Annotated in this window: 9 protein-coding genes; all 9 read right to left on the minus strand. The window is 35.8% G+C overall.

Features of this window, described 5'->3' with window-relative positions; translation table 11 throughout:
- Nucleotides 1-129 precede the first annotated feature (129 nt).
- On the minus strand, nt 130-882 hold the full coding sequence (locus tag BMY56_RS16845; RefSeq protein WP_091626968.1) for a shikimate dehydrogenase family protein: 753 nt from the start codon (nt 880-882) through the stop codon (nt 130-132).
- Nucleotides 860-1873: a DUF368 domain-containing protein gene (locus BMY56_RS16850; RefSeq protein ID WP_091626971.1), complete on the minus strand. Its 1014-nt coding sequence runs from the start codon at nt 1871-1873 to the stop codon at nt 860-862. Before BMY56_RS16850 ends, BMY56_RS16845 begins: the two co-directional genes overlap by 23 nt.
- 12 nt (nt 1874-1885) lie before the next feature.
- Entirely contained in the window at nt 1886-2800 is a 915-nt protein-coding gene (locus BMY56_RS16855) for a DUF368 domain-containing protein (protein WP_091626973.1), read from the minus strand.
- 17 nt (nt 2801-2817) lie between these two features.
- Nucleotides 2818-4221 (minus strand): tetratricopeptide repeat protein, encoded by a 1404-nt coding sequence (locus tag BMY56_RS16860; protein WP_091626976.1) that lies wholly within the window; start codon nt 4219-4221, stop codon nt 2818-2820.
- A 102-nt stretch (nt 4222-4323) separates the two neighbouring features.
- Nucleotides 4324-5499: an aspartate aminotransferase family protein gene (locus BMY56_RS16865; RefSeq protein ID WP_091626979.1), complete on the minus strand. Its 1176-nt coding sequence runs from the start codon at nt 5497-5499 to the stop codon at nt 4324-4326.
- A 9-nt stretch (nt 5500-5508) separates the two neighbouring features.
- Nucleotides 5509-7212, minus strand: coding sequence for an OstA-like protein (locus BMY56_RS16870; protein ID WP_394332507.1), 1704 nt, complete (start codon nt 7210-7212; stop codon nt 5509-5511).
- A 71-nt stretch (nt 7213-7283) separates the two neighbouring features.
- On the minus strand, nt 7284-8267 hold the full coding sequence (locus BMY56_RS16875) for a ThuA domain-containing protein (RefSeq protein WP_245737269.1): 984 nt from the start codon (nt 8265-8267) through the stop codon (nt 7284-7286).
- Nucleotides 8268-8292: 25 nt separating this feature from the next.
- A complete protein-coding gene (locus BMY56_RS16880) occupies nt 8293-11454 on the minus strand; it encodes a PVC-type heme-binding CxxCH protein (RefSeq protein WP_091626984.1) in 3162 nt (1053 codons plus the stop codon).
- 92 nt (nt 11455-11546) lie between these two features.
- Nucleotides 11547-12983 (minus strand): Gfo/Idh/MocA family protein, encoded by a 1437-nt coding sequence (locus BMY56_RS16885; RefSeq protein WP_091626987.1) that lies wholly within the window; start codon nt 12981-12983, stop codon nt 11547-11549.
- Nucleotides 12984-12986 lie beyond the last annotated feature (3 nt).

Genomic DNA, 12986 nt, shown 5'->3' on the forward strand with positions numbered 1-12986 from the left:
ACAAGATAGTAACAACCCCTAGAATTGCAAAGTATTGCAGGTTCTTTTTGGTTTTGTTTTCAATGAGTTATTTGAGTGAATTGTAGTATTCACAGCAATCTGAAAAGTATATTTTGTGGTTAATTTGAATTATTGGTTCCAAATAGACCATGATTTTTCGGCTTGAAATTCTAACATGCTATGACCATTGCAGATCGTAGCATCGTTTGCTTTTCCTGTAGCTAAAAAAGCGGTCTCTTCAGGATTGTAAATGAGGTCGAAAAGTAGATGTTCTTTATTTATAGAATTATAGGGTATTGCTGGTTTTTCTTCAATATTAGGAAAAGTACCTACAGGTGAACAATTTATTATTAAAGTATGCTGACTAATAATGTCATCCGTTATTTGCTGATATTTGAAACCCTTGTTTTTTCCATTTCTAGAAACAAATGAAAAAGCTATACCAAGTTCTTCTAATACAAAAGCGATTGCCTTTGAAGCTCCGCCAGTACCAAGTATCAATGCTTTCTTGTGATGATTTTTTAAAAATGGCTCTATTGATTTTTGAAATCCGTAAGCATCGGTATTGTATCCGATCATGCCATGTTCAGTAAATTTTATGGTATTGACGGCCCCTATTTTTTTTGCGGCCACATCCATATCGTCTAGAAATGGAATTACCTCTTCTTTGTAGGGTATAGTGACATTAATACCTTGTATGTTCGGAGTATTTTCAAAAATGGTGGGAAATTCTGAAATTGATTGTAGATCAAAATTATTATAAGAGTAATTAGTCAAGCCAAGCGCATTGAATTTTTTTTTGAAATAACCTCTCGAAAATGAATAGGAAATATCCTTGCCTACTAAACCAAAATTAACTTTATGTTTTTCTGTTTTTTCCATACCAATCTAAAAGTAGCAAAATGCTAATACCAAAAATAATAAAGAAAATGGCTGTCCAATTTTCTAATGTGGTCATATCTGGTAGAAATCGCTCATAGTTCATTATTATTTGCTTTCCGTTTGTGTCAAATATGATTTCTCCATCAAGTCCGGTTTTATAAATAGTTTTTTTCCATGGCCAAACAACACCTAGCGAACCAGTTATAAAACCTAAAATTGTTGCTGTGGTTACGTGCTTAAAATGCTTAAGAACGTAAGTTAATACATGAGATAAAGTAACAAGGCCAGTAGCAGAACCTAAAGTGAATACGGCTAAAATCTTAAGTGTATGAAGTCGTTCTGAATTTGAAGTGACGCTGAAATCTCCAACAATTAGTTCTGAAAATGTGTCAAACAACGCGTTGACCGAATCAACTAATAACAGTACATAATTACCTAATAATATAAGGATAAATGACCCAGAAAGTCCAGGTAGGGTCATACCGGAAACACTTATCATTCCACAAAGGAAAATGAATAAGAGATTGTCGTTTTCTTTTGCAGGGCTAAGAAAACTTATAGCCACGCCAATACTTAGACCTATAATGGCGGCTGTAAAGGTTTTCTTTTTCCAATAATCGAAATCTTTTCCGATATAGTAGATAGATCCCAAAATCATTCCGAAAAATGATGCCCAAACAAAAAGCTCCCTTTTTACTAAAAAATAATCAAGAATTTTAGAGATGCTAAAATAACTAACCAGCATTCCAAAAATAAGAAGGGTTAAAAAGGAACCATTTATATAACGGTAAAAACTTTTAAACCTTCCGCTAATTAATAATTTAAAAGCCTTAGCGTTAATTTTTTGTAGTGAATAAATAAACTCTTCGTAGAAACCGCCGACAAATGCAACAATACCACCAGAAACCCCAGGTACCTTATTAGCCGTACCCATACATAGCCCCTTAATGACCAAGAAAAATTTATCGGTTGAGGTTCGGGGTTCATTCATGTAGGTGTGCGCTTACTTCTTTGAAGCTGATTTTTCTAATATAAAAATAAGAGAAAAACCGATGATAGCGGCAACAATGGCAAAGGTTAATTGATTATTTCCTGTAAAAGCAAATGGAGAGATATTTTCGTCTATTATAATTTCTTTTTTGCCAATTTGAATTATCTCAATTACATTTTTCCAAGGCCAAATTTTATTTAATGATCCTAATATAAATCCGGTTAAAATAGCAAGTGTGGCATCTTTATAGTTGGTGAACATCCATTTTAAAATTCTTGCGAAGCTTAAAAGGCCGAATACAGCACCAAATGCGAAAGTCGCTATAATGCTAATTTCTTTATCATTTACGGCTTCTAAGACGGTTTTGTATGAGCCTAATAGTACTAAAATAAACGAACCTGAAATTCCTGGTAAAACCATAGCGCAAATGGCTATTGCTCCAGAAAAGAAAATAAACGGTAAGCTGCCTGAGCTTGTAGATGGTGGTAAAGTAGTTATGAAAAATGCACTTGCCGTACCAATAATAAATAGAAAAATGGCTAAAAAATTCCATTTGTTAATTGACTTGGCAACAAAAATTACACTTGCTAATACCAATCCAAAAAAGAATGCCCAAGTAGGGATGGGATGTTCTTCTAAAAGCCATGCAATCACTTTCGACAAAGAAAAGATGCTGATCATCATTCCAACCAACAAGGCTACAAGAAAATTACCGTTCAATTTCTGCCAAAACTGTTTAAACCCTTCTTGTTTTAAAACATTTAAAGTTTTTAGATTAACATTATTGATAGATGTGATGAACTCTTCGTAAATGCCAGTAACAAAAGCAATTGTGCCGCCAGATACACCTGGCACCAATTCTGCTATGCCCATGGCCATACCTTTTAGTGTTATAAATATGTAGTGTTTTAATTTTCTATCTTCCATGGAATGTAGAACCCGTTCTACGAGGCTTTATTGTATTTGTTTACAATTTTTTGGGTCCATTCAGAATCGCCAAATTCTGGGAATTTATCCTTGAAAAGATGTAGCTTTTTCTGATTCTTATCAATTTTTAAGGCATCCATTAGAGTTATTCTAGCATTTATTGGGTCTTCAGCTATTAATTGGAATCCTACAGATTTATATAATAACTTCAAACTCTCAGGATAAAATTCCCTTCCTTGAGATAAGATTTGTACGGCAGCAATAGTTTCTCCGTTTGTGTGAACAACATCAGCCCATTTCAACCAAGTATCCAATTCATAATTACCTAAATCTACAGCTTGTTTAAATGCAAAATCTGCCTGGTCGTAATTTTTTAATTCAGTATGTATCTGGGCGCATTTTTTCCAGTACGATGGGTTCTCTCCATCAATATTGAGTGCTTTATTTATATAGTAAACAGCCTTTTCATAATCTTTTGTATTAAAATACAAATTAGTAATGGCCAACCAGCCTTTATCCAATAATGGGTCTTCATGAACTGTTTGATAGAAATAGTATTTCGCCATTTCGGTATCTTTCAATTTTTCATAACATTTTCCAATTCTAAGAAAAGCATGAGATGTTGGGTCTTCAATTGAAATGGTGGTCTCGTAATTTTCTATTGCTTCTTTATGTCGCCCTAATTTTTCAAGTACTTTTCCTTTTTCAAAATAAGCACCAATAAACGAGTCATCTGAAATAATGGCAAAATCAAAAGCTGTTAATGCATCGGTATATAATTCTTTATAGTAATATTGCTTACCTAGCTGATGCCATGCTACTTCACAATACGGATTTTTTTCTAAGTATTTGTTCAGGTAAATTATAGCGCCATCATAATCTTCTAAAAACTCAAAACAGTAGATTACGTTATATAGCGAAGAGTAATCTTCTTCATCAAACTCAACACATTTCATAAAACTTTCTTTGGCCTGTTTGAAGTTATCCATGAATAAATACTCCATGCCGAGAAGGCTATAAATATCAAAACTATTGGTAGTTATACTTAATGCTTGCTGTAAAAGGTGTACAGCACCTTCATGATTATCTTGTTTAGAATATATATTCGCCCGTTGAATATAAATTTCTTCGTTCTGATTATCTAAAAGTTGTAATTCGTCTAAAAGTGCTTCCGCTTTTTCTGTCTGGTTCTCAAAAACCAAAACCTCCACTTGAAGCAACTTTAACTCTATTGAACCTGGATGTTGTTGCAGGCCAATTTTAATCCCTTTTTTAGCTAAAGAGATTTTACCGTGATTTAAATAGTGGTGTACTATGTCCTCAAAATCTTCTGCATCAAAGAAGTAGACATCGTCTGTCTTTAACATTGATTCGAATTTGGTAATAGGCTTGTCCGGTCTCTCGTTAGATTCTAACGCCATAGAAACTTTTGGTTTTACTAGATAATTAAAAGTAGTTGTTTGTAAGTGGGTTGAGCCTTTGTTATGTTCTTTATTATTAACAAATTAGTTAACAACTAGGGTTTACATGGTATTCAAAACCTTTAAAATAGTAGTGCAACCTTCACGAATTTCAGCATTTGAAATAGTTAAGGGAGGTGATATTCTAACGGCCCTATTTTCGAATAATAACCAAAATAAAATTAGTTTTTCTTCTTTTGCTCGCAATATCAATTCATTTGCTGTTTCAGCAGAATCCATAATTAGAGCTAACATTAAACCTTTGCCTCGAATTTCTTTTATCCTTGGGTGTTTCAATAATTCTTTGAATAGTGCTTCTTTTTTTAAGGTATCTTTTATTAAAGAAGATTTCAATAGAACTTGTAAGGTAGCCAGACTGGAAGCTGCAATTACCGGATTTCCACCAAAGGTTGTGATATGACCCATTTTAGGATTTTCACTCAAGGTTTTCATAATTTCCTCACTAGAGGTAAAAGCACCAACAGGTAGGCCTGAAGCCATTCCTTTACCTATTACCAATATATCTGGCACGCAATTAAAATGTTCAAACGAAAATAATTTACCTGTTCTACCAAAGCCCGGTTGAATTTCATCAAGAATAAGTAGTGCGCCCATTTCAGTGCAACGCTCCTTTACTTTACATAAGTAATCATTTTCTGGAACAATAAAACCTGCACCGCCTTGTATGGTCTCTAAAATTACACAGGCAGTTTTATTGGTAATTTTATCTAAATCTTCCTCATTATTAAATCTTATGTGATACACATCTGGTAACAAGGGTCTAAAAACACTTTTGCGCTCTTCGAAATCCATCAAGCTTAAACTGCCCATTGTGTTGCCATGATAGGCTGATTTAGCCGAAATAATTTGAGAACGACCTGTAAATCTTCGGGCTAATTTTAACGCACCTTCGATAGCTTCTGTTCCCGAATTTACCAAGTAAGTAACTTTCAAAGGTTTAGGTAAATTTTCTGCCAGTATCTTGGTGTAGTTGGTAGCTGGTGATTGTGCATACTCACCATAAACCATAACATGCATATATTTTTCTGCTTGTTCTTTAATAGCACCAACCACTTCTGGGTGACAGTGACCAAGTGTACAGGCTGAAACACCGGCCACAAAATCTAAATGAGCATGGCCATTGGAATCATAAATATAACTGCCTCGGGCATGTGAAATTTCCATTCCCAAAGGGTACGGTGAAGTTTGTGCTTGGTATTTTAAAAAATCGTCTTTCATGTGAAATTTCTATTTCACTTTTTTAGGGGAAGTGGACTTTTTGGGGTCTGTGACCTTATTCTTAGGCTGAATGTTATTTATTGGATCCGTTTCATTTTGGCTACGCTGCTGTTCTTCTGCATCAATATCTATAGGGTTGTCGATTCCTTTTATAATTACCAGTTCTAGATTATTATCATCTTCATCGAAAATATCATCTTTGGTTAAAATACGTTCATCGCCACGCCACACAAATCCTTTTAAGATTCTGCTATTCTCTGGCAAGTCTTTTTCAGGGAATATATCTCCGTCGGGATCCGTATAAAAAGTTAGGTCTTCAATATCATTTTCAGCCATCGTAATTCGAATCTTGCTACAAACTGTTTTATCAATACCGATGAGTTCATCGTCATCGTTGTACATATAATATACAACCTCAGTGTTTTGAATAAGGTCAATAATTTTTAACTCATTTTCTATAAACTGTCCGAATAGATTTATTCCTTTAGCTTGGTTATACCCGGTCATGCTAACACTATCTAGAGAAATAATAAAGGCATTTTCAAGAACTTTTAAGGAATCTAATTTTTCAGTTTCTAAATTCGATTTTAAATGTATACTATCACCCGTCATTTGATTTGCACCGTTCCAAATAATCGGATTTTTTATGAGTTGGGTAATACCGGTTTTCTGTTCTGAGTGAATACTGTCGCACTTACCGCTTAAGTCCGTTTTATAAAACTTTGCATTTCTAAAAGCACGAAGTAGGCGTTCTTCTGGTTTTCCTGTAACCATTAGCGTATCGCCATGTACATAAAGAGAATCTCGTTCTTGCACAGAAATAGAAACAGCTCTTCTAGTAGCGAAAACAGAATCTTTTGCTTTATATACCTCGGCATAGTGGGCACGTATGATTCCATTGTTTATGGTGTCAGTGACAGTAATGTTATTAGTTGCTGAAGCAAATTCATTTACCTTATTAAAGTATACGCTATCTCCCTCAATTATTCGATTGTTGTAGTCTATACGTGTATTTTTAATGCCATAACCACTTTCTACCTTGGTGTCGTAAAAACCTCTTTCGCAATAAATTTTATAAGTCTCGCCAACTATTGTTGATGGACCATACATATATGCATTTTTGGATGTCTGATAATAATCTAATTGTTCGGAATCTACGGTATATTTTGGATTTTGGATATGTACACTATCCAAGAATTGGTACTTTTTCAGCTCCATAAAATACTTACCAATCTTACTGGTTAAGGTGTTTGCAGAATCAATTACAGTACCATTGTCTTGATAAAACGCTTCTTGTTTTTCACGATCTAAGCGAAGTGTGTCTGTTCGTAAGGTCATGTCAGAATTGGTCAAAACTACATTGCCCCATGCCTTTGCAAGTTTTACATCTCCTAAATAATTAATTTTTTTACTGGTCATTTCAACGGAATCTCCCTGTTTTAAAATGACATTACCTATTGCTTCTAACCTATTATCTTTTTGGTAGTAAATAGCAACATCGCACCAAAGGTCAGCGCCTTGATGTTCGAATTGAACCTGACGGTCATCTTTGCTGAAAATGGAGGCACCTGGATATTCAACTTCATTTTTAGTGAAGTTGGCTCCATAAACTATATTAATTTGTTTTGATTCTTCTTCATCACCTTTTTCTTGGGCTTGGCCCAATAATGAGAAGCCTAAAAATAAAAGAATGGATGCGCAAAAGGTTTTCAATCTACTTTTTTTTCAAAAATAGAACATTTTAAAAGAGCGAATAACACTATTAGCATACATTTAGTAAAGAGCTATTGTATAGGTGTTGGTTTTTGGTTCTTTTTAAACTTTTGTCCGAAACCAGAATTGTTTGGCAAGAACGGTTCGTCTAAAGTTACGTTTACACCATCTTCAGGAATTTCACCTTCTTTTCCTAAGGCCCAATATATTCCATTCATGGCTATCTTGCGTACCACGGGCATTTTAAAATCATATGGATGCCCTAAAGTGGAGAAGAATACTCGGGCTTCATTTCCTGAAGTACCAGTATAGCTTTTGGTCCATGCCACTGGGTTGTCTAAAGAAAATTTGTCAAGGTCCCCGTCAATCTCATGTTGTGACTTTGTAGAATGTCCCATCAATAAAGGTTTACTGTCCCCTTGAAGTTTCCAATCTCCACCATCTACATGATACAGCCAAGAGTATGCTTCAAATTCTTCGAATCCGTTCAATATTGGATTTTTAGCTTCACTTTCTACAATTGTTATATCGGTTACCGGAAATTTACCATCATCAAAGTGACCATGATGAGTAATCCATTTTTGGCCGAATACTTTTGCAGGCCATTCTTCATTAAATTCTACCAACGTTGAATCGTTATCATATTTAAAGGCATGGGTTGTTGTTCTAAAACCGACCATTGGCTTTCCAGATTCTGCATAACTGGTAATATAATCCCGTTCATTTTTTGGGAGGTTTCTAAACCTTGTAAAAATCACCATTAAATCTGCCGTTTCTAATGCCTCTAATCCTGAAATATGGTCTGTTCTGTTTGGGTCTATATACCCTAAACTATCTATGGAATATACCACGGTTACCTTGGCGGATAGTTCTCGTTTTGCCAGTTTTGCTAACATCGGTAAAGATTCTTCAGACCTATATTCCTCTTCCCCAGTCACGAAAACTATATGAGGTGGATTGTTGGTATCCTCTTCAGTTGCTATTTTCTGCTTAGTCTTTTCACCACAAGATATAAGTATAATAGTGAAAAAAATGAAAACGTATTTAAAATTCATTCTTTGGTTTTTCATAATGGGTTGATTACTTCATTGGATGTTCTTTCAATAATTCTTCTGGCGTGTAAAAACCGTTTCGGTCTTTTGTTGCTTCTCGAACCTGTTTCACTTGCTCCGGATTAATTACTGATGCCTTGTTGCCAAATGCATTTCTGACATAGGTAAGAACAGCTGCAATTTCATCATCCTTCAGTAGACCCTTAAAAGCCATCATAGGTACCTGACCTTCATAGTGGTTACCCATAATATTCAAAGGGCCATAAAGACCGTGAAGGGCTAATTTTATCAATCTTTTTTCATCACCTAAAACCCATTCTTGATCTACCAATGTTGGGTATCCGGCTTTTTGTAAACCACTACCACCTTCTTGATGACAGGTAATACAATAACCTTCTGTCTCGTATATTTTTTTTCCTTTAGCGAAAACGTCAAGTTCGGCTTCTTTTAAATGTGAAGCTAGTATTTTTTCATCTGCCTTTTCTGAGAAATTACCTGTTAATCTTGTTTCTGCAAAGTTGAAAGAATCCTGCATCCATTCGTCTAAAGGATGTTTTCTGGCAACTTCCAATATTTCCATTCCTTGTGATCTGGGTAGCCACGATGCAGCTGTAATCGCTTCAAGTCTAACCCTACCATGTGTATCTGAAGCAGCTACTTTTAATAAGTCCACAGCATTATTTAATTGATGGCCCATATAGCGAACTACACGCACCGCAGCAGCACGTACTTTATGAGCATCTGATTTTAACAAGGCTTCCAATAGATTTGCATCAACTTTATTCATACCCCATGACACCCATAAAGCTTCAAGACGGTTGTGTTCGTAATTAGGATCTGATGTATCAAGATTTGAAACCCAAGTTTTCATCGCTGTTAAAACTTCATCAACATTTCTTCCACGCAGTTCACGACGGGTTCTATAACGTGTTCTGTATTCTGGTAATTTTAGATTTTCAAATAATTGCTCAATAGAAGCGCCATCTATTTTTGCAGGTTTTACTAATGGCCTAGAAGGATACGTAATTCTGTATATTCTGCCATGCACATGATCTCGTAATGGATCACGAGCATTATGTTGCATATGTCCAATTAACACATTATGCCAATCAACAATGTATAGAGAGCCATCGGGAGCGAATTCCATTTCTACTGGTCTAAAATTCGGGTCATTACTAGTAATTAAATCTTGGCGATGTTTAGAGGTGTATCCTGTTCCATCTTCCATCATTTGATGCTGCTTAAGACCAAGGAATCCTATAGAATTAGCTAAAAGCATGTCGCCTTGAACTTCATCGGGAAAGTGTCTACTAGAAATAAATTCCATGCCAGAAGTTGGTCGAACTCGATGGGCTTCTTCAATAAGCTCTTCAGTTAAAGGAGAAGAAATTCCATAAATACTTTTTAGCGAACTTGGCATCATCCAATTCACCTTTGGTCCTGAAGTGTGTAAAAAGAAATCTTGGCCCCATTCGTCAAAAGCGATTCCCCATGGGTTTGGTATCGCAACCTGTAATGTACGCTCTAATTGTTTTCGTTGTGGATTGTATCTGTAAAACCCTCCATTCGTAGCTCTAACAGGACCATAGGAAGTTTCTACATTCGTGTGCAAAAAAATACCTTCAGACATATAAAATGCTCCAGAAGGATCTGCACAAAATGCAGAAATAGCATGGTGTGTATCATGGTCATCAAAACCACTCAGTACAATTTCAACCTTGTCGGCTTTGTCATCGCCATCGGTATCTGTATATAATTTTAGATTTGTGCCTTGGCTAACATAAACACCTTCAGGTGCAAATTCAAATCCTATAGGTAAATGCAATTTATCAGCAAACACTATTTCCTTATCGGCCTTGCCATCATTATCGGTATCTTCTAAAATGATAATCTTATCATTTGGTTTTGGGTCTCCGGGTTTATAATGAGGATAGGAGGGGAGTGTGGCTACCCATAAACGACCTTTATTATCAAAAGAAATTTGAGCAGGATTCGCTAAATCTGGAAATTCTTTCTCTGAAGCAAAAAGAGAAACTTCATAACCTTTAGGTACTGTCAACGTTTTTAGGGCTTCATTTCCATATTTGTATTGTAAAATAGATTCCTTATTACCCAGATTATAGTTGGTTTCTACAGGTGGCAACTTACTGGTCAATCCATCAGCAGATGCTACATTATACGATTGGTTTTGTACGGTTGCCCAAATCATTGAATCGCGAATAGCAGTGAGTTCTCTCGTTTTCTTTAGTTCATAAGGATAATTGTCTGGACCGTATGGTGCATGACGCCTGCCGAAAACATGTACACCGTTCGGAATTTTATAATCATTATGCCAATAGAAGTTTTTTTCTTTGATAGCTTCATTTAGGGCAAGTCTTTTTCCTTCTGACTTTATTGATTTATTTCCGGTAAGTTCATCTGCTAAGAATTGAGCAAATTTTTCATATCCTTCTTTGTTCAATTGTGAACCATCTATGGTAAGGTCATTATTAACTGTATCGTACCAATTCTTTGATGCTTGAAATACATTTATGAAGGGAATGTTATTCGTTAAACAAACTTCTTTCATGGCCTCTGAATACAATTTGAGATTCTGATTTGCAGTTTCTCCATTTGGTACATCTATATGGTCAGAAAGGTCTTCAAAAGCAATAGGGGAAACGATTATTAATTGAGGTGGTGTTGTACCATTATATTTTTGCTTTAAGGAGTGTTTAATGAATGCATCTAATTCTTCCTTATAGTTTTCTAGACCTTGTGGCCCTTCAAAAGATTCGTTGTAGCCAAAAAAACCTAATATGATATCAGCTTGTAATCTTGATAACCATTCATCAGGTGTTTCAAAAACACCTTCACTTCCAGAATTCTGTGCTAACTCGGTTTGAAATTTCTCAGCACCTGGAAAAGCCCATGGAGATACTCTGCCTGAATGAGGTCTAAAACCTGGTGTATCGCCACCATCGCACATGTTTCTAATAACCAATGAATCTGTAGGATAACGAAGTTGCATCTCGGTTTCAAATGTGCCAAAATTCAACATTCTAGATCCTAAATTATTTCCGATTAAAACAATTGAAGAATGTGGCTTTACCACTATCAAGGGTTCTATGTTCTTGGTGCAACTATGGGTAACCAGTATTGAAATTAATACTAAAGGCAATCTAAAAGATGTTTTGAAGATTTCTTTCATGGTTGAGGTAGGTAGTTTAAATTAATTTCTTCTTTAAATATAGATATAAAAAAACCACTCGAAAGTGGTTTTTGTGATATTAAAAAGGAGAATTAAAAATTTCTATAATCGCCTTCTAAAAAAGCATTTGCTTCATCTTCAGCAAATTTAGCATTTTCACTATCCCAGTGTAAAACTTGATTAGGAAATCTTCCTGCTATAACGCCGAGGAGTATAGTTTCTGTAAGCCTTGATGCATATGAAAAAGGGGCGGTAGTTTCATCGTCACCTAAGCAGGCATCAACAAACTGATGATAATGTTTAGGTCCTTCCGAATCATAATCACGAATAGGTTTACCCATATTATTCGCTTTTTCAACGGCTTCAATTTCTGCCGTAATATCTACATATTGCCCATCTACAATTTTCTTAGGTAACTGCATAAAGTGAGGTAATAACAGTCTGCCCTTTTCACCTATAAACATGGCGCCTTGGTCTGGTAAGGTTCCTTCACTTGCTATCTTGGTTTCCAAGGACATTTTGTCTTCTATAGAATCTTCAGTAGCGTCGTTTGAGGTTTCCATTTCGCTGGAACCCGGAAGTTTTAAATCTTCATGGTCTTGTGGAGCACCTGGCCCATCATACCAAACCCATTTCAAAGTTTCTGTAGTATAATTGGTTTGAGGAAATTCGTAGGTAACAATATTATTTTGTGGAAATCCGAATCCATTAGGTTCTCTACATTCATTTTTTATGGTCATAGGTACTTGTAAATCTAATGCGTTATATGGGGTGTCAAATATATGCACACCCATGTCGCCTAATGTGCCACAACCATAATCCACTAATTTCCTCCAGTTGCCTGGGTGATAAAAACCTTCTTTGTAAGGCCTTTCTGCCGAAGTGCCCAACCAAAGATTCCAATCTAATGATTTAGGAATTGGGTCTGAACCTGTTGGCTCAGGTCCGTCATAGCCCCAATCTTTTGGAGACCATGCACGTACAGTATGTACTTTGCCAATAATTCCTGATTGAATTAATAGGGTAGCGAGTTTATAATCGTAAAATGAATGAACCTGAATTCCCATTTGTGTTACCAATCCTTTTTCTGCAGCTAGCTTGTTCATCGCTCTCGCTTCGGAAACGTAATGGGTTAGTGGTTTTTGACAATAGACTGGTTTATCCATTTCCATGGCCATCATTGATGCGGGTGCGTGAGTGTGGTCTGGGGTTGATACTACCACAGCGTCTATTTTATCACCCATCTCCTTTAGCATCACTCTATAATCGGTATATGTTTTTGCATTTGGATGTAGTTCTTTTGCTGCGGCCAAATTATTTGCATCTACATCACATAAAACGGTAACATCTACCTTGCTATGGGATGAAATTGCCTTTAGGTCTTCAGCACCCATATTGCCAACGCCAATATGTGCGGTTCGTAATCTGGTTAATTTTTTAACTTCTTTTTTACATGACCATAGTCCAGATGGTAATAATACAAATGTGGACAGCGCCGCTGCGCTTTTTATAAAATCTCTTTTGTTCATTGG

The sequence above is a fragment of the Maribacter orientalis genome, from assembly GCF_900109345.1.
In the GTDB taxonomy this organism is placed as follows: domain Bacteria; phylum Bacteroidota; class Bacteroidia; order Flavobacteriales; family Flavobacteriaceae; genus Maribacter; species Maribacter orientalis.

Bases quoted from the DNA above. Each gene is read 5' to 3' on its own strand.
- BMY56_RS16875 (WP_245737269.1), bottom strand. From the start codon at position 8,267: ATGAATTTTAAATACGTTTTCATTTTTTTCACTATTATACTTATATCT.
- BMY56_RS16855 (WP_091626973.1), bottom strand. From the start codon at position 2,800: ATGGAAGATAGAAAATTAAAACACTACATATTTATAACACTAAAAGGT.
- BMY56_RS16865 (WP_091626979.1), bottom strand. From the start codon at position 5,499: ATGAAAGACGATTTTTTAAAATACCAAGCACAAACTTCACCGTACCCT.
- BMY56_RS16880 (WP_091626984.1), bottom strand. From the start codon at position 11,454: ATGAAAGAAATCTTCAAAACATCTTTTAGATTGCCTTTAGTATTAATT.
- BMY56_RS16885 (WP_091626987.1), bottom strand. From the start codon at position 12,983: ATGAACAAAAGAGATTTTATAAAAAGCGCAGCGGCGCTGTCCACATTT.
- BMY56_RS16850 (WP_091626971.1), bottom strand. From the start codon at position 1,873: ATGAATGAACCCCGAACCTCAACCGATAAATTTTTCTTGGTCATTAAG.
- BMY56_RS16845 (WP_091626968.1), bottom strand. From the start codon at position 882: ATGGAAAAAACAGAAAAACATAAAGTTAATTTTGGTTTAGTAGGCAAG.
- BMY56_RS16860 (WP_091626976.1), bottom strand. From the start codon at position 4,221: ATGGCGTTAGAATCTAACGAGAGACCGGACAAGCCTATTACCAAATTC.